Source organism: Bradyrhizobium quebecense (assembly GCF_013373795.3).
Taxonomy (GTDB): Bacteria; Pseudomonadota; Alphaproteobacteria; order Rhizobiales; family Xanthobacteraceae; genus Bradyrhizobium; species Bradyrhizobium quebecense.
This window is the reverse complement of record NZ_CP088022.1, coordinates 6,526,548-6,542,338: the sequence shown is the minus strand read 5'-3', so window position 1 is coordinate 6,542,338 and position 15,791 is coordinate 6,526,548. Positions and strand designations below refer to the sequence as shown.

General features: G+C 65.1%; 18 protein-coding genes. 11 read left to right on the top strand and 7 right to left on the bottom strand.

Translation table 11 applies throughout. The features are described 5' to 3' along the window. The first annotated feature begins 101 nt into the window (after positions 1-101). From HU230_RS31500 to HU230_RS31480, 5 genes are all read left to right on the top strand, one after another. Complete coding sequence (locus HU230_RS31500) at positions 102-638, top strand: hypothetical protein (RefSeq protein WP_176528480.1); 537 nt, start codon at positions 102-104, stop codon at positions 636-638. A 27-nt stretch (positions 639-665) separates the two neighbouring features. Continuing rightward, positions 666-1,712: a TAXI family TRAP transporter solute-binding subunit gene (locus tag HU230_RS31495; RefSeq protein ID WP_176528481.1), complete on the top strand. Its 1,047-nt coding sequence runs from the start codon at positions 666-668 to the stop codon at positions 1,710-1,712. After that, positions 1,709-2,332, top strand: coding sequence for a hypothetical protein (locus HU230_RS31490; RefSeq protein ID WP_176528482.1), 624 nt, complete (start codon positions 1,709-1,711; stop codon positions 2,330-2,332). The genes HU230_RS31495 and HU230_RS31490 overlap by 4 nt, the downstream gene beginning before the upstream one ends. A 108-nt stretch (positions 2,333-2,440) precedes the next feature. Beyond that, positions 2,441-2,971: a DsrE family protein gene (locus HU230_RS31485; RefSeq protein ID WP_224943747.1), complete on the top strand. Its 531-nt coding sequence runs from the start codon at positions 2,441-2,443 to the stop codon at positions 2,969-2,971. A 181-nt stretch (positions 2,972-3,152) separates the two neighbouring features. Then, entirely contained in the window at positions 3,153-4,493 is a 1,341-nt protein-coding gene (locus tag HU230_RS31480) for a Rieske 2Fe-2S domain-containing protein (protein WP_176528483.1), read from the top strand. Positions 4,494-4,785: 292 nt separating this feature from the next. On the opposite strand, the gene HU230_RS31475 is transcribed toward HU230_RS31480, so the two are convergent. The 3 genes from HU230_RS31475 to HU230_RS31465 form a co-directional block, all read right to left on the bottom strand. Continuing rightward, a complete protein-coding gene (locus HU230_RS31475) occupies positions 4,786-5,814 on the bottom strand; it encodes an IS110 family RNA-guided transposase (protein WP_176528479.1) in 1,029 nt (342 codons plus the stop codon). A gap of 185 nt (positions 5,815-5,999) precedes the next feature. After that, on the bottom strand, positions 6,000-7,607 hold the full coding sequence (locus HU230_RS31470) for a Na+/H+ antiporter (protein WP_176528484.1): 1,608 nt from the start codon (positions 7,605-7,607) through the stop codon (positions 6,000-6,002). Between the two features lie 108 nt (positions 7,608-7,715). Further along, entirely contained in the window at positions 7,716-8,090 is a 375-nt protein-coding gene (locus HU230_RS31465) for a nuclear transport factor 2 family protein (protein ID WP_176528485.1), read from the bottom strand. Positions 8,091-8,291: 201 nt separating this feature from the next. On the opposite strand from HU230_RS31465, the gene HU230_RS31460 reads away from it, so the two are divergent. Next, positions 8,292-8,738, top strand: coding sequence for a GFA family protein (locus HU230_RS31460; RefSeq protein WP_176528486.1), 447 nt, complete (start codon positions 8,292-8,294; stop codon positions 8,736-8,738). A 12-nt stretch (positions 8,739-8,750) separates the two neighbouring features. On the opposite strand, the gene HU230_RS31455 is transcribed toward HU230_RS31460, so the two are convergent. Further along, complete coding sequence (locus HU230_RS31455; RefSeq protein ID WP_224943745.1) at positions 8,751-9,161, bottom strand: hypothetical protein; 411 nt, start codon at positions 9,159-9,161, stop codon at positions 8,751-8,753. A 204-nt stretch (positions 9,162-9,365) separates the two neighbouring features. On the opposite strand from HU230_RS31455, the gene HU230_RS31450 reads away from it, so the two are divergent. Next, positions 9,366-11,255, top strand: a complete 1,890-nt coding sequence (locus tag HU230_RS31450; RefSeq protein ID WP_176528487.1) for a caspase family protein — start codon at positions 9,366-9,368, stop codon at positions 11,253-11,255. A gap of 10 nt (positions 11,256-11,265) precedes the next feature. Here the strand turns inward: HU230_RS31450 and HU230_RS31445 are convergent, their stop codons facing one another. Further along, positions 11,266-11,946, bottom strand: coding sequence for a DUF1345 domain-containing protein (locus HU230_RS31445; protein ID WP_176528488.1), 681 nt, complete (start codon positions 11,944-11,946; stop codon positions 11,266-11,268). An 18-nt stretch (positions 11,947-11,964) separates the two neighbouring features. Beyond that, positions 11,965-12,885, bottom strand: coding sequence for a polyprenyl synthetase family protein (locus tag HU230_RS31440; protein ID WP_176528489.1), 921 nt, complete (start codon positions 12,883-12,885; stop codon positions 11,965-11,967). Positions 12,886-13,084: 199 nt separating this feature from the next. Here HU230_RS31440 and mtgA point away from each other — a divergent pair, with 199 nt between their 5' ends. The 4 genes from mtgA (at position 13,085) to HU230_RS31420 (ending at position 15,449) form a co-directional block, all read left to right on the top strand. Continuing rightward, positions 13,085-13,756 (top strand): monofunctional biosynthetic peptidoglycan transglycosylase, encoded by a 672-nt coding sequence (gene mtgA, locus HU230_RS31435; RefSeq protein ID WP_176534791.1) that lies wholly within the window; start codon positions 13,085-13,087, stop codon positions 13,754-13,756. A gap of 157 nt (positions 13,757-13,913) precedes the next feature. Continuing rightward, positions 13,914-14,099, top strand: a complete 186-nt coding sequence (rpmF, locus tag HU230_RS31430; RefSeq protein WP_021077536.1) for a 50S ribosomal protein L32 — start codon at positions 13,914-13,916, stop codon at positions 14,097-14,099. Between the two features lie 227 nt (positions 14,100-14,326). After that, a complete protein-coding gene (locus tag HU230_RS31425) occupies positions 14,327-14,959 on the top strand; it encodes a hypothetical protein (protein WP_176528490.1) in 633 nt (210 codons plus the stop codon). Between the two features lie 19 nt (positions 14,960-14,978). Continuing rightward, positions 14,979-15,449, top strand: coding sequence for a YybH family protein (locus tag HU230_RS31420; protein ID WP_176528491.1), 471 nt, complete (start codon positions 14,979-14,981; stop codon positions 15,447-15,449). Positions 15,450-15,471: 22 nt separating this feature from the next. Here the strand turns inward: HU230_RS31420 and HU230_RS31415 are convergent, their stop codons facing one another. Next, positions 15,472-15,756 carry a hypothetical protein gene (locus HU230_RS31415; RefSeq protein ID WP_176528492.1) on the bottom strand — a complete coding sequence of 95 codons (285 nt, stop codon included), beginning with the start codon at positions 15,754-15,756 and terminating at the stop codon, positions 15,472-15,474. Positions 15,757-15,791: the final 35 nt, after the last annotated feature.

Sequence of the window (15,791 nt, the reverse complement as noted above, 5' to 3'; positions counted from 1 at the left end):
GCTCGATGCTTCAGCCTGGCCCAAGGCGGTGAGGTTAACAGGGGTAATCCTTGCGGGTCATAGTATCCGTGAGCCGGTGAGCCCTATGATGCCGCATCAGAATGGGCGATATCACCATGCGGCAGGTGATACTGGATGCGCGCAGACATGAGAGCATCGTCATTCGCGCCGATGGGAACTCAGCTTGTGAACGTGCCGGCTCGCGTGTCAGATCGGATCGAGCGCCATTTGCTCCGAGGACGATGCGCCGGGTGGCGCCGCTATGGTTCGCTGCAACCCTCGCGCTGACATGTCTTTCGGATGTGCCGGGTTCCGGCGGCGTCGCGCACGCGCAGTCCCATGGCAGCGCCGGCAATTGCCTGCAACCGGCACAAGGCAAGACGAGCGCTGCGGTTAACGCTGCTCCAGCCAAACAAGCGCCAAGCGCGGACGCGCTCGTCCGCGAACTCGCGACGGCGCGGCGAGATATTGAATTGCTGCAGCTCTCGACCCGGGGAACGTATGGAACGCGCGGCCATGCGACCAAGGCCTGCGATCCCTACGCGAAGGCTGAGGCCGAGTGGAATCAAGGAGGCAAGGGCGCGATTCGAGGCGCTGCATTGATCGAACGATCCTTGCAGCAAGGACGATCGTGCTGACGGGATGTCGTGCAAAGGAGTTGCTCGATGAATAGATCTACCGGATTGCGTCCGCTGTTCCTGCTTGCGACCCTGGTGTCGTTGCTCGTGGTGCCGCAGCCGCCCGCGGCGGATGCGCGGCCGCAACATGGTCAGCCCCACAAGGCTCGCCTGATCCGAGCCGAACCGCCCCAACCCAGGCCCGAGGTACTGGCCGTGAATGCCTGGACCGTGGGCCTCGCCGGCGGCCTGCTCGAGGGCGCGCCGATACGCCTGGCCGCGGAGATGGCCCGCGTGGTCGATGACGGCGACAATCTGCACGTTCTGCCCGTCGTGACGCGAGGGCCCGTGGAGAATCTGAACTCGCTGCTGTATCTGCGCGGCATCGACGCGGCGATCATCAATTCCGACGCACTGGAGGAATACAAGAGCCAGGTGCCGGACATCCAGCGACGGATTACCTACGTCCTGAATCTGTTTCCGTCCGAGCTGCATATCTTCGTGCGGCCGGAGATTCAGAGTCTGGCCGACCTCGCCGGCAAGAAGGTGAACTTCAACAGCCAGGGTACCGCCGCGGCCTATTCGGGTCCGCTGATTTTCAGTCGCCTCGGCATCGAGATCGAGAAAACGTTCATTCCGCACCAGATCGCGCTCGAGCAGATGCGGAAGGGCGAAATGGCGGCCGTCGTCTTCATTACCTCGAAGCCGGTCGATGCCTTTGTGAAAGGCCGATTCGAAACGGGGTTCAAGTTCCTGCCGGTCCCGTATGACAGCAAGTTCGAGGACTATTATCTGCCGGCAGCGCTCGATGCCGCCGATTACCCAAATCTGATCAAGCCGGGTGATCGTGTGGCCACGATCGCCGTGCCGACCGCTCTCGTCGCCTTCAATTGGCCGGCCAACACCAACCGGTTTGAGCGTGTTGCGCGTTTCGTCGATCATCTGTTCTCGCGTATCGACAAGCTGCAGGGACCCGGCTTCGACCCGAAGTGGAAATCGATCAATCTCGGAGCGACCGTGCCCGGTCTCGCGCGCTTCCCTGCCGCGCAGGCGTGGCTCGACCGTCAGTCGGCGACGGCACGGGCATCGCGATGACCAGGATCACCGCCCCGCTTCTTGCGGCAATCGCCGTCGTCAACGGCGTTGCCCTGGCGCAAGGGGTGGAAGATCCCATGGCACAGCTTCGGGCCTGTTCTCAGCTGCAACGTGAAGCGCGTCTGGAGTGCCTCGACAAGCTGTCGCGCGCCACTGCGCCGGCCCGCCGCGAAGCGTCGAGAGCGGACAACTGGACGGTCAGCGAGACGACGTCTCCGGTCGATTATTCACCGATCGCCACTGCAACGACGTCCGATTCGGTCGATTCGTCCATGAAGCTGTCGATCCGGTGTCGCGGCGGGCGGACCGAATTGTCCTTTGTGGGGCCTGCGATCTCCGGCCGGGGCGACGGCTATGTGATCTCCTACCGCATCAACGACGGTCGGCCTGTGCAGGTCGCTGCCACCGTGCCGGCGGCTGGTTCCGGCGTCGCCGTCGCGGGCGATGCCGTTCGCTTGTTGCAATCGCTTCCCGACAACGCGGTCCTTGCTGTCCACCTCTCACCCGGTGCCGGGGCTGCCCATGATGCAACATTCTCGCTCGCGGGGCTGGACGCGATACGAGCGAGGATGGCTGCGACCTGCAAATGGCCGCTCGCTGTCGCAAGGCCCGGCAATTGAAAAAGTGTGTTCGCCGTTTTTTCGAGATGGAGATCCCTAATGTGCAATCTTGAGTCTGTTGCGAAATTTGTTGCGATGGCTGCCATCGCTATGCTGGCTTCCACGTCCTTGGCGGTGGCCGAGCAAAGTGGGAAGTACTGGGTGCCGACTGCGCAGTCCACGACTGCCCCGGCGAGCAACGCCCGGAAATCTGAAACGCCGCGATCCGCCGCCGAAATGCGCAAGCGCGCGGCACTTGCGCGCATGCACGATCCGGCGGCGCCGAAAGGGAAGGAGCATCATCTGGTGCTGCAGGTGAACAGCAATGATCCTGCCGCCATGAATCTCACGCTCAACAACGCAACGAACGTGGCCGAGTATTACAAGGGCCTTGGCGAAAAGGTGAAGATCGAGGTGGTCACGTTCGGCCCGGGCCTGCACATGCTCCGCGAGGATACGTCGCCGGTGAAGGCTCGCATCGAGGAAATGGCCCTCAGTTCACCCGAGGTGTCGTTCAAGGCCTGCGGCAACACCCAGGAGAAGATGCAGAAGGCCGAGAACAAGTCGATCCCGATCATCAAGCAGGCGGAAGTCGTGAAGTCCGGCGTCGTGCGCGTGATGGAACTGCAGGAGAAGGGATGGGCCTACGTGAAGCCGTGAGCTCGAGGGCCAGCTTGCCTTGAACCCCTTTGCGCGGGCGCGGACCGGCCGGCGTAGAGAATGGGTGTAAATCCATCAGCGCGCGGGACAGGGCTGCCGGCCGCGCAGCCAATCGCATTGACGCCGCGCATCGGCTACGCCAAGCTCCGGGAAAATCAAGAACAACTCCCGGGGAAACGCCATGCTCCGCGCCGAAGACAACAAATTCCTCACCGAATCCGGTGCTGGAACGGGAATGGGCGAATTGCTGCGCCGGTTCTGGATTCCGGTGCTGCTGTCGGAAGAGCTGCCGGAGCCGGACGGCGACCCGAAGAAGATCGTGGTCATGGGCGAGGAGCTGCTCGCCTTCCGCGACTCGAGGGGCGTGGTCGGCGTCATCGATCAGTATTGCCCGCACCGCGGCGCCAATCTCTGGCTCGGCCGCAACGAGGAATGCGGCATCCGCTGCGTCTATCACGGCTGGAAGTTCGACACCGACGGCCGCTGCGTCGACATGCCGACCTCCTATCCGGACCTCAACGCCAAGGACCTGATCCGCATCAAGTCCTATCCCGTGCGCGAATGGGGCGAGATGATCTGGGCCTATATGGGCCCCGCCGAGGTGATGCCCGAATTGCCGGCTCTGGAGATGGCGCTGCTGCCGGCCTCGCATCGCTTCGTCACCAAGAAGTGGCAGGACTGCAACTGGGTGCAGGCGGTGGAAGGCTCGATCGACACCGCACATTTCACCTTCGCGCATCTCTCCTTCGAGAAGGAGGAGAACGAGATCCTCGACATCAAGAAGCATTTCGTCAACCCGCTGACGCGGGTCGCGACCGACCACATGCGCTGGATCGCCGAGGATCCGCGGCCGGTGATCAAGATCAATCCGCATGAGGCCGGCCTGACGGTCGCGGGCGGACGGCTGACCGGCAGCGACAACATCTACTGGCGCATCGCCCAGTTCCTGATGCCGTTCCACAGCTATGCGCCGAGCTCGATGCCGGGCGAGAACATGTTCGGCCAGACCTTCGTGCCGGTCAGCGACACCAATTGCTGGATCTACACCTACGCCTGGAATCCGCACCGGCCGCTGACCGATGCCGAACGCGACGGCTATGCCAATGGCAACGGCGTGATGGCTGTCGTCGACGAGAACTATGTGCCGCTGCGCAACAAGGCAAACGACTATCTGATCGATCGCCAACTGCAGCGGACCAAGAGCTACACCGGGATCAAGGGCGTCTCCGAGCAGGACGCCGCGGTGCAGGACAGCCAGGGCCCGATCGCCGACCGCACCCGCGAGCATCTCGGCCCGACCGATCTCGGCATCATGCACTTCCGCAAGCTGGTGATGGAGGCGGCCCGCGCGCTGCAAAAGGGCGAGGCGCCGCCGCACGCGACGCACCAGGATCGCTACACGGTGCGCTCCGGCGCCTGTGTCACCAGCAAGACCAAGGATCTCACGGCCGTGATGATCGAGCGGTTCGGCGATCCGGCGGGCTTCGTCGGCGGTCCCGGGCAGAACGCGGCGGCGGAGTAGGGACACTGTCGTCCCTGCGAAAGCAGGGACCCATATGTGGACGGCCCTCGTGGCACAAGAGCTTTCTGGGATTGGTCGGATCGCTGTCATCCATATGTCCGGCCTGTTTGATGCGATCGTGTTGATCGCTGGGCCAAGATGGTTTCCGCGACGCGAGTGCCAAACAACCTGGCGACCTTGTGAAGGCCAATGGGTCCCGCGGCTTGTCTCGCGTTCTGGATCGATCGATCATTCCATCTGCTCTTGCAGCTCCGGTTCGTCCGGCGAGCGCTACGTCCGGCCGGCCGACCTGTTAGGTGACAGCGTTCATGCGTGCGGCATCATAGCTCTCGCCGGTCGCCATCAGCTTCCAGGCGATGCGGGCCACCTTGTTGGCGAGCGCCACGGCCGCAAGCTTCGGCGGCTTGCGCCTGAGCAACGCCACGAGCCAGCGCGAGGGGTGGCCGCGCCCGAGCCTTGCCTGCCGGATCACCGCGGTCGCCCCGGCCACGAGCAGGCGACGCAGGGTCTCGTCGCCAGCGCGGGTGATCTTGCCGAGCCTGGTTTTGCCGGCGGTGGAATGGTCCTTGGGCGTCAGGCCGAGCCAGGCCGCGAACAAGCGGCCGGAGCGGAAGGCGTGCGGGTCCGGCGTCTTCATCACAAGCGAGGTCGCGATGATCGGACCGACCGAGGGGATCTGGGCCAGACGACGGCTTGTGGCGTTGGCCTGGTGCCAGGCCAGCAGCCTGGCCTCGACCGCCTTCAGCTCACCCTGCAACTGCGCATAGTCACGGCCCTGCATGGCGAACAGCTCGCGCGCCATAGCGGGAACGCTCTCGTCCTGCGTGATCCGGGCCAACAGCGGCTCGATCTTGTCCAACCCCTTCGGCGCGATCAGGCCAAACTCCGCCGCGTAGCCGCGGATCGCATTGCTGAGCTGGGTACGGCGGCCGATCAGCCCATCGCGGACACCTGCAAGCATCAGCGCGGCCTGCTGTTCGGCGCTCTTCACCGGCACAAACCGCATCCGCGGTCGGCCCATCGCTTCGCACACCCCATCCGCATCTCGCCCGTCGTTCTTGTTCCGCAGCACATAAGGCTTCACCAACTGCGGCGCTATCAGCTTCACCTCATGGCCAAGCTTGCCAAGCTCGCGCCCCCAGTAATGAGCCGCCCCGCAGGCCTCCATCCCGATCACGGTCGGCGGAAGCTTGGCAAAAAACTCAAGCACCTGCTTGCGCGACAGCTTCTTGCGCAACACCGGCTGTTCCGCCGCGTCAACTCCATGCAGCACAAAAATATGCTTCGACGTATCCATCCCAATACGGATAATCTCTCTCACGGACGGTCTCCTTGTCTGAGATTTACAACAACCTCATTCTGGCACACTGATGCCGTAGGGGGCCGTCCACACCATCAACCACCAGCGCGAATTGTCGAAGCGCGCTGTGGGCCCAACCTTCGCCAAACCTGCAACGGTGGTTATGGGGGTCCGGCCTTCGCCGGGACGACGTGGGGTCGAGTTCGCTACAGCGGAATCCTGCGGTACTCGCGGTTGGAGAGGCTCGCCTCCTCCAGGTCGAGGTCGCGTTCGATGCGCCGCCTTGTCTCGTCGGTGATCTTGCCGTCGCGCAGCAGCATGTGGATGAACTTGCGCTCGGAGGCGATCAGCTCCCGCGTCAGCGCGGTGCCGGCGGCGGAGACGTCGTGCTTGTCGGGATCGAGCGTATCAGGCAGCTGGTTGATGCGGATTTCGTGGCGCGAGCGCAGCAGTTTGATCACCTCGTCGGAGAGCTCGCGGTCGTCGGTGATGGCGTCGAGCGATTTCAGCGCGGCGTTCAGCGCCTCGCGCCGCGCCTCGATTTCCTGCTCGTGCTCGGCGATATGCTCGCTGCGCCCGTCCTTGGCGAGGCCGAGCACGCGCACCACCGGCGGCAATCCGAGGCCGAGGCCGACCAGGGTTACGAAGATCACGCCGAAGGCGACGAACAGGATCAGGTCGCGATACGGGAAGGCCTCGCCACCGGGCAATGTCAGCGGCAGCGCAAGTGCCGCGGCGAGCGAGACCGCGCCGCGCACGCCGGTGAAGGCGACCACGAACACCGCCCGCCACGACGGCAGCGGATCGCGCTCGCGCACGCGGGCGCTGATCCAGCGCGGCAGATAGGTGCCGGGGAACACCCAGAGGAAGCGCGCGACGATCACAATGACGGCGACCAGCGCGGTCGCGGTCAGGATGTCGTGCAGCGGGAACGCCTTCGACTTCTCGTACAGCGAGCGCATCTGGAAGCCGGTCAAGAGGAACAGCAGGCCCTCGATCAGATAGATGATCAAGTCCCAGAAGAAGATGCCCTGCAGGCGCGTCGCGGCCGAGATCAGCAGCGGTCCGTTCCAGCTCATATAGAGGCCGCAGGCGACGGTTGAGATCACGCCGCTGCCGCCGAAATGCTCGGGGATCCAGTAGGCGAGATAGGGCGTGATCAGCGACAGCGTGATCTCGACCTGGGGATCCCTGGCGCGGCGGCGGGCGCGCAGGCTGAGCCAGCCGACCGCGGTGCCGAACGCGATCTCGCCGGCAACGATGACGAGGAACGTGCCGGTCGCCTTCGGCAGCGAGAACAGCCCGGTGGTGATGGCGGCCAGCGCGAAGCGGTAGAGGATCAGCGCGGTCGCGTCATTGGCGAGGCCTTCGCCCTCGAGCACGACCAGGATGCGGCGGGGCATGCCGAGCTTGCGCGCGATTGCGAGCGGTGCGACCACGTCCGGCGGCGCGACGATCGCCCCGAGCAGGAAGCCGATGCTCCAGGGCAGCCCGATCAGATAGTGGGTCGCGGCCGCCACCATGAAGGCGGTGAAGATCACGCAGCCGACCGAGAGCAGGATGATCGGCCGCAGATTGGCCTTGAACTCGCGCCAGCTCATCGCGACGCTTGCCGAATAGATCAGTGGCGGCAGCACCACCAGAAGCACGAGCTCGGGCGGCAGTTCCAGCGACGGCATGCCCGGCACGAAGGCGAGCACGATGCCGACCAGCAGGAGCAGGATCGCCGGCGCGATGTCGGTCCGCCGCGCCGCCAGGGCGGTTCCCGCCAGCACGCCGAGCAAAGTGAGAAAGATCTGAAACTTGGCTTCCATAATGGGCTCAATTCGCCCGGAAACCCGCGCCAGTCAATGCGGTCCGGCCGGAGCCGGACCGTTGGGGCGTGTCACAAAGCCGTCGCAGGGATGCGGTGGGGCCGCCGGTCAGTCCCGCTGATCGTAGCGGTAGGACTTCGAGACGATCTGCCAGCCATCGGTGAGCTTCATGGCCACCAGATAGTCGGTGAAATAGCGCGGCGGCAGCTGGCAGCGCACCTTGATGAAGGCGGTGTTGTCGTCGGAGCGGTCGATGGTGACGATGAAGTCCTCGCGCGGCTTGCCTTCGGCCTTCGCCGATGGCCGCTTGCGCACCAAAGCGAGCCAGTCCGGCACGCTGAGGACCTTCAGCTCGCCCTTGTCCACCCAGCGCAGGTCGGCACTGGGATGAAAGGCCGTCGCGAGCTTGTCGGCATTGCTCTCGTAGAGGCCGTCGAAATAGGTTTGCACGACGCTCTCGACGCTGGATCGTTCTTGGTTCATTGGGTGGTCCTCCCGGCAGGGTTTTGGTTGACTAGAGCGCTTTCGAGCGAAGCGGGTACCGGTTCGCGTGAAGAAAACGCGTCAAACAAGAATCAAGAGCCCCCGTTCCGATTCAATCGGAACAGAAAGGGCTTAGGATTTAGCCATGAACCGCCGGATTGCGCCATGGTCGGTGATAAAATTCCGCGTGAGGAGTGAGTTGTGACCGCATCTGCAAATTCGAACGCAAGTTCGAGCGAAACTATTCTGACCGGCGAATGCTTCTGCCGCGACGTGCGCTACGAAGTCGCCGACGCGTTCACCTATGCGCTGAATTGTCACTGCTCGAACTGCCGGCGCACCACGGGCTCGGCGTTCAAGCCGTTCGCGGGAATCGTGCGCGAAAAATTTACCGTCACCGGCGGCGCCGAGGGTCTTTTGATCTACGGCGACGAGCTCACCCACGACGCGCATTGCGGCCGTTGCGGGTCGCTGCTCTATTCGCGCGTCCGTAACGGCGGCTATGTCCATGTCACGATGGGTACGCTGCGCGATGCGCCGACGATCCGGCCGACCGCGCATATCTTCGTCGGCTCCAAGGCGCCCTGGTACGAGATACTGGACGACCTGCCGCAATATCAGGAGCACGTCACGCAAGGCGGGGAATAAATCCGCGTGACGTCAATTCTTGTCTTGGGCTTGGTCCGCTTGCGCGGCAACGGTCGCGGATGGTCCCAACGCGAAGGCGAGCACGACGTTGTCGGCGCGTTGCTTGAATTCCTTCCCAACCGCGCTGCGCGCGGCGTCGGCAAGTTCCTGCAACGGCTTGTCCTGCAGCAGGCCAGGGAAGGTGACGGTCACAGACGTGAGCCGGCCATTGTGCCAGTTGAAGCCAACCGCCGGTTTGACCCCGATCGTTGCAAGGAGATCCTGCTCCACGGCCCTGGCGTGCTTGAAGCCGTCGAATACGGCATCGACCAGGCCGCAGCCCGCGGCGCAGCCGGCCAACAGCGCGAGGGCGAGGAGGGCTCGTGCCGTGCTGCGGACCTTGCCGGCTCTGGCGGCTGGAACCGCCACGCTTGTGCCCTGCATCATGTCCTCCGTGCTTCTGTTCTTGTTGCCGCGATCGTGCACGAAATCGCGCGACCGGCCAAATCCGAACCGCCGGTCTGTTTCGCCGACTAACAGTCAGGATGGCATGGTCCACGCCGTCGCGGATCGTGAGGCGCCTCACAAAGCACCCCGGCTGCTTCTGGTAAACGGACCTGCATGCTAGAAAACGGCCAGAGTGTCGCCATGAACGGGTCTGGGTTCTTGAGCTTGAATCGGTTGCTGCTCGCTGTGGCGGCCTTGCTGCTGATCGCCTGCCAGCCCGCCTTCGCCGAGAAGCGCGTGGCGCTGGTGCTTGGCAATTCGGCCTATCGGAACACGGCGCCGCTGGCCAACCCGGTCAACGACGCCTCGGTGATGGCCGCGACGTTGAAGAATGCCGGCTTCGACGTGGTCGACTTCCGCAAGGACCTCCCGGCCGTCGAAACCCGCCGCGCGCTGCGCGAATTCGCCGACCTCGCCCGCGATGCCGATATCGCGCTGGTCTATTACGCCGGCCACGGCATCGAGGTGGACGGCGCCAATTATCTGATCCCGGTCGACGCGCGGCTGGAGCGCGATACCGACGTCTATGACGAGGCGTTCTCGCTCGACCGCATCCTGGTCGCGATCGAACCGGCTAGGCGACTGCGGCTGGTGATCCTCGATGCCTGCCGCGACAATCCGTTTGCCAAGACCATGAAGCGGACGCTGGCGACCCGGGCGATCGGGCAGGGGCTCGCCAAGGTCGAGCCGACCAGCCCGAACGTGCTGATCGCCTATTCTGCGAAGGCCGGCTCGACCGCGGCCGACGGCGACGGCAAGAACAGCCCGTTCACGATCGCGCTGTCGAAGTTCCTGCCGACCCCCGGTCTCGATGTCCGCCGCGCCTTCGGCTATGTCCGCGACGAGGTGCTGAAGACCACGAACAACCGCCAGGAGCCGTTCGTCTATGGCTCGCTCGGCGGCGAGGACGTGCCGCTGGTGCCGGCACCGGCCAAGCCGGCACCCGCCGCTGCTGCTGCCGCGCCCACAGCGCCGGCACCGACACCGCAGTCGGAGGCCCGTCGCGATTACGAGCTGGCGCTGCAGATCGGCAATAAGAGCGCGATGAACGCCTTCCTCGCCCAATATCCGAGCGGCTATTACGCCAGTCTCGCCAGGCTGCAGCTGGAGAAGTTTACCGCCGAGGATGCGCGCGTGGCCGCCACCGAGAAGGCGCGTCTGGCCGCGCAGGAGCGCGCCCGGCTCGCCGCCGAGGGCGCACAGAAGGCGCAGCAGGCCAAGGCCGAGGCCGACGCAAAGGCTGCCGAAGCGGCGCGTGTTGCCGCGGAACGGGCCAAGCAGGTCGCTCAGGAACAGGCCGCGGCCGCCGAGCAGAAGCGGCAGGCGGATGTTGCGCTGGCCGATCGTGCCGCGACGGACAAGGCGGTTCCCGATCAAGCGGCAACGCAGGCCGCGGTCGCACCGCCGGCTGCTCCCGAGAAGACTACGACCGTGGCCGCATTGGCCACCGGGTCACCCGAGGTGGACGTGGTCAAATCGGTGCAGACCGAATTGCGCCGCGTCGGCTGCCTGACCGGTACCGTCGATGGCGACTGGAACGCAGCCTCGCAGCGCTCGCTGACGTTGTTCAACCGCTATGCCGGCACCAAGCTCGACATCAAGACCGCGAGCGTCGACACCCTCGATGCCGTCAAGCTGAGGCAGTCCCGGGTCTGTCCGCTGGTCTGCGAGCGCGGCTACAAGGCTGACGGCGATCGCTGCAGCAGGATCGTGTGCGCCGAGGGCTCGTTCCTCAACGACGACAATGAATGCGAGAAGCGGCGTGAGCGGAAGCCTGTCGCCAAGCGCGACAGCGACGAGCGACCGTCGCGCCGTGACCGCGAACGCGCCTTCCGTCCCCAGCGCGAGCCACAGATCCCGTCCGCAGACATTCCGCGCCCGCAGGGCCGCGCCAGGGCGGAAGGCGGCGGCAGCGGTCAGATCATGTGCGATGCCTATCTGTGCCGTCCGGTCAGGCATGGCTGTCATCTCGAGTATCGCGGCGGCGGCGGTCCCGGCGGCAACGTCGGCAATGTCGAGGTCTGCAACTAGCTCTCAGCGGCTAGATCGCGCTCGCTGCGATATTCACCATCAGGGCCAGCAGCGCGGTATTGAACATGAACGAAATGATGCCGTGCACGGTCGCGGTGCGGCGGATGATCTTGTCGGTGATGCCGACGTCGGAGACCTGCGCGGTCATGCCGATCACGAACGAGAAATAGACGAAATCCCAGTAATCGGCGTCGGTATGCGCATCGCCGCTCGGAAACTGCAATCCGCCGGGCGTCTTGCCGCGGTAGAACTCGTGGGCGTAGTGCAGCGCGAACGCGGTGTGGACCGCCGTCCATGACAGCGTGATGGTGACGATTGCCACCGCCAGTCCGGCCGGGTTGCCCTTGGATGCGCCGAGTTCGAATACGATGGCCAGCAGGCTCGCCAGCGCGCCGAACGCGGTCAGCAGCAGGATCAGGAAACGGCCATCGTCCTGCAATATGGCGCTGCGCTTGATGTGGGCGACGCCACAGCGCAGCATCATCACATAGGCGAGCACGAGATAGAGCGCGGCGAAGGCGTCCCAGCCGGCGAGCATGCGGGTGACGAGGCGCGTCGATCCGGGGATCAGCAGCGCGACGGCGATTCCGACCGCGACCGAGACGAAGGTGCGCGGCCGGCCCACCACCACGCGGACCGGCAGCGGCAGCTTGCGGAAACGAACAAGGCGATCGTCGAACTCCTCGCTCATTTCGCGCTTTGCTTTCGGCTAGTTCTTGCGCTCGGCAACGAAGCGGGCGGCCGCGCGCAGCACGTCGCCCCGGTTGCCGAACACCGACAGCGCGGCGTCGGCGCGGGCCAGCAGGTCGCTCACGCGCTGCTTGGCGCCGTCGATGCCGAGCTGGGTGACGAATGTGGTCTTGCCGAGCGCCGCGTCCGCGCCTGCCGGCTTGCCGAGCGCGGCGGCGTCGCCCTCGACGTCGAGCAGATCGTCGGCGATCTGGAAGGCTTCGCCGAGCGCTTTGCCGTAATCGTCGAGCGCCTGGTATTCCTTCTGCGAGGACTGGCCGAGGATCGCGCCGGCGATGCAGCCGAAGCGGAGCAGCGCGCCGGTCTTCATCTGCTGCAGGCGCGCGACGTCGACCGGTTCGCGGTCGCCGAAGCGGCCTTCGCCGGCGAGGTCGAGGATCTGGCCGCCGGCCATGCCGCCGACGCCGGAGGCGCGCGCCAGCGCGCGGGTCAAGAGCAGGCGCACCTGGGCGTCCTTGTGGATCGCATCGCGGGTGATGATGTCGAAGGCGATCGTCAGCAGCGCGTCGCCGGCGAGGATCGCGGTGGCGTCGTCATAGGCCTTGTGCAGGGTCGGGCGGCCGCGGCGCAGATCGGAATTGTCCATCGCGGGCAGATCGTCGTGGATCAGCGAGTAGCAGTGGATGCATTCGAGCGCTGCGCCCACCAGCAGGGCGGGTTCGCGCGGGATGCCGAACACCGCGGCGCTCTCGACCGCGAGGAACGGCCGCAGCCGCTTGCCGCCGCCGAGGCTCGAATAGCGCATGGCCTCGATCAGCCGCTTCGGGCGCACGATCTCGTCGCTCTCGGTCGCATCGGACAGCAGTTTGGCGAGCAGGGCTTCGGTATCCTCCGCGGTCTGGTCCAGCCGCTTGGAAAACTCTGCAGTACCGGTCGTCATTAAGAATTGCTCCAGATCGATTTTCGGCCGGACAATCGTTGATGGGATCGGCTTCGTCAATTCCCGGCCTGCGACGGATTGCGCCTTAAAAGTGCTGGAAAACCGTGAATTATCCCGCAGACGTCTGACGGCGCCGGCCGTGTTCTGGCTGGCGGGTCCCAAATCCTCCCTGGAAAGGTCCTCCCCGGAAACCCCAGCTTTGCGCATTGTCCGGATTTTATTGCTGCTTTTGCTGGCCCTGCTGTTGCTGCCCTATCTGGTGACGCCGTTCTACCGCACCGGTCAGCCAGTTTCGGCCCTGATGGCGTGGCGGACCCTGCGAGGGGCGCCGGTCTCACGGCATTGGATCGATTTCGGCGCCATGTCGCCGTCGCTGCCGCGGTCCGTGGTCGGCTCGGAGGACGCCCATTTCTGCAAGCATCGGGGCGTCGATTGGGGCGCGCTGCGCGAGGTGATCGACGACGCCGGGGATGGTGAGGCGGCCCGCGGCGGCTCGACCATCACCCAGCAGGTGGCCAAGAACCTGTTCCTGTGGCCCGGCCGCAGCGTGATCCGCAAGGGACTGGAACTGCCGCTGGCGCTGTGGATCGATTTCGTGCTGCCGAAACAGCGGATTCTGGAAATCTACCTCAACATCGCGGAAATGGGGCCGTCCGGGCAGTTCGGGGCCGAGGCCGGTGCCCAATATGCCTTTGGCCGGTCGGCGGCAGAGCTGTCACCCCGGGAGGCGGCGCTTTTGGCGGCGATCCTGCCGAATCCGGTCAAAAGGAGTGCCCGGAACCCGGGTCCGGGGGTCCGCAGGCTGTCCGGCACCTACATGGCCCGGGCCAACACCGTGACGCGCTGCTGGCGCGAAAATCGCGGCTCTTGAGCGCGATTTCGGGCGGATTTTGCTGTCTCCGGGCCTAGATTTACGCGGTCCCTTCCTCTATAAGCGCGGCCTTACCGGCATCGCAGCTTGCGCTTCGAAGCGCTGAGCCCGTCCGCATTTCGGACGATGCCTCCGCAACACCCTAGAGGACACCGTCATGGCCGTTCCCAGAAGAAAAACCTCGCCGTCGCGCCGTGGCATGCGCCGTTCGGCCGATGCGATCAAGACCCCGACCTATGTCGAGGACAAGGACTCCGGCGAACTGCGCCGTCCGCACCACCTCGACCTGAAGACCGGCATGTACAAGGGCCGCCAGGTCCTGAAGGCCAAGAAAGAGTCCTGATCGGACCTTCGGCTTTCGCGCCGCAGGCGGGAGCATGATCCGGAAAAGTGCGTAGCGGTTTTCCCTCGCGACAAACGCCAAAGGCGTTTGCGCGGAAATCATCCTCCAATCAAGACGGCGCTGCGCCTGAATTCGGCCAACGAGTGCGGCCAAGACGGGCGCGTCGGCGGCGAGGCCAATGAGCATCGCCGCATTGCTGGTTCTCCCTGAATAAGGCGCAAGCCCCGATGGTCGGTTTTCCGCTGCTGCTCGTTCCGCTCGCGGTCTACAACATCATCGCCTTCCTGATGCCCGGCGTGTCGTTCACGGACCCGCTGATCAGGCTGACATTGCTGTCGGGCGAGCAGTGGCAGATCACGCTCAGTGACATGCTGCTTGCCGCCGGTGTGCTGTTGTTGCTGCTCGAGGTCATCAAGGGCGCGCGCCCCGGCGCGAAATATCTCACCGACCATCTCCTGTCGCTGATCGTGTTCGGCGCGGCGGCCGCCGAATTCGTGCTCTGGCCGAAATTCGGCAACTCGACCTATTGCCTGCTGACGCTGCTGGCGCTGGTCGATTTCATTTCCGGAATTGCGCTGCGCACCCGCCGCCGCGCGGTGGTCGCGCCCGCAGCACCGGCGCCGGTCAGCAAGTCGCAGCCCGCCACGGTCGAGACGCCACGACCCTCGCCCGCGGTGGCGCCTGTGCTGCCGCGGCCGGAGCCTGCACCCGTCGTCACACCGGCGCCCGCCGCGCCGGTCCCGCCAGCGACGTCAGTTGCGGAATCTGTGCTGCTCGATCAGTCCGCGCCAAAGCCCACGGTCAATTTGCCGGATTTGCAGCCCGGCGGCCAGCCACCGTCGGACACGCCGCAGCGCTAGACCCTTTTCGAGGACGATCATGAGCGGAGAAACGGCCCTTCCGATCGCCGATTCAACGACCACTCAATCGATCTTCGACTGGCTCGAACGGTTCGCCGCCTGCGTCAGGGCGGTCGACTATGCTGCCGCCCGTCCGTTCTGGCATTCGGACATCATCTCGTTCGGCACCTATCAGGAGCTCATCCACGGCCGTGCGCGCTGGACCGAGATGCAATGGGACAATGTCTGGCCCCGCACCGCGGATTTCGCCTTCGATCTCGCGCATACGCAGGTGCTGATCAGCGCCGACGGCGGCATGGCGACGGTGATCACGCCGTGGACGAGCACCGGCTTCCATGCGGACGGCAGCCGCTTCGACCGGCCGGGACGGGCGACGATCATTCTCGCGCGTCAGGCCGACGGGCGCTGGCTCGGAATCCATTCCCACATGTCGCTGCGCCGCGGCGTGCCGCAGGACAGCCACGGCAACCGGCCCGTCAAGGCGCATTGATCGCAGTGCGGCGTTTGACCTTCTAGATGATTTGCCTGGTGCGCCGCGCGACGCTGCGGCGTTCGTCGAGATGCGGGCCGTAGGCGCTCTGCGCGTCAGCCAATGACCCACGCCGCAGCCAGCAGGTCTGCGGCTCGTGGGCGGCGGTGGCGATCAGATGGGCCACAAACGACGGATCGGCATGCGCCAGCGGGATCTTGGGCGCCCAATGGGTGGTCGCGGCCAGCGGCACCAGAGCCGTGCCGGTCGCCCCGGCAGTATCTGTGAACTCGCCGTCCAGGACCTCTGATTGATCGATATCGCGCATCGCCTGCGACCCGTTGGAGCGTCATCATTTGGGAC

Excerpts from the sequence above, each read along its gene's own strand:
- HU230_RS31500 (WP_176528480.1), top strand. The coding sequence starts at position 102 with ATGGGCGATATCACCATGCGGCAGGTGATACTGGATGCGCGCAGACAT.
- HU230_RS31495 (WP_176528481.1), top strand. The coding sequence starts at position 666 with ATGAATAGATCTACCGGATTGCGTCCGCTGTTCCTGCTTGCGACCCTG.
- HU230_RS31490 (WP_176528482.1), top strand. The coding sequence starts at position 1,709 with ATGACCAGGATCACCGCCCCGCTTCTTGCGGCAATCGCCGTCGTCAAC.
- HU230_RS31480 (WP_176528483.1), top strand. The coding sequence starts at position 3,153 with ATGCTCCGCGCCGAAGACAACAAATTCCTCACCGAATCCGGTGCTGGA.
- HU230_RS31470 (WP_176528484.1), bottom strand. The coding sequence starts at position 7,607 with ATGGAAGCCAAGTTTCAGATCTTTCTCACTTTGCTCGGCGTGCTGGCG.
- HU230_RS31465 (WP_176528485.1), bottom strand. The coding sequence starts at position 8,090 with ATGAACCAAGAACGATCCAGCGTCGAGAGCGTCGTGCAAACCTATTTC.
- HU230_RS31455 (WP_224943745.1), bottom strand. The coding sequence starts at position 9,161 with ATGCAGGGCACAAGCGTGGCGGTTCCAGCCGCCAGAGCCGGCAAGGTC.
- HU230_RS31450 (WP_176528487.1), top strand. The coding sequence starts at position 9,366 with ATGAACGGGTCTGGGTTCTTGAGCTTGAATCGGTTGCTGCTCGCTGTG.
- HU230_RS31445 (WP_176528488.1), bottom strand. The coding sequence starts at position 11,946 with ATGAGCGAGGAGTTCGACGATCGCCTTGTTCGTTTCCGCAAGCTGCCG.
- HU230_RS31440 (WP_176528489.1), bottom strand. The coding sequence starts at position 12,885 with ATGACGACCGGTACTGCAGAGTTTTCCAAGCGGCTGGACCAGACCGCG.
- rpmF (WP_021077536.1), top strand. The coding sequence starts at position 13,914 with ATGGCCGTTCCCAGAAGAAAAACCTCGCCGTCGCGCCGTGGCATGCGC.
- HU230_RS31425 (WP_176528490.1), top strand. The coding sequence starts at position 14,327 with ATGGTCGGTTTTCCGCTGCTGCTCGTTCCGCTCGCGGTCTACAACATC.
- HU230_RS31420 (WP_176528491.1), top strand. The coding sequence starts at position 14,979 with ATGAGCGGAGAAACGGCCCTTCCGATCGCCGATTCAACGACCACTCAA.
- HU230_RS31415 (WP_176528492.1), bottom strand. The coding sequence starts at position 15,756 with ATGCGCGATATCGATCAATCAGAGGTCCTGGACGGCGAGTTCACAGAT.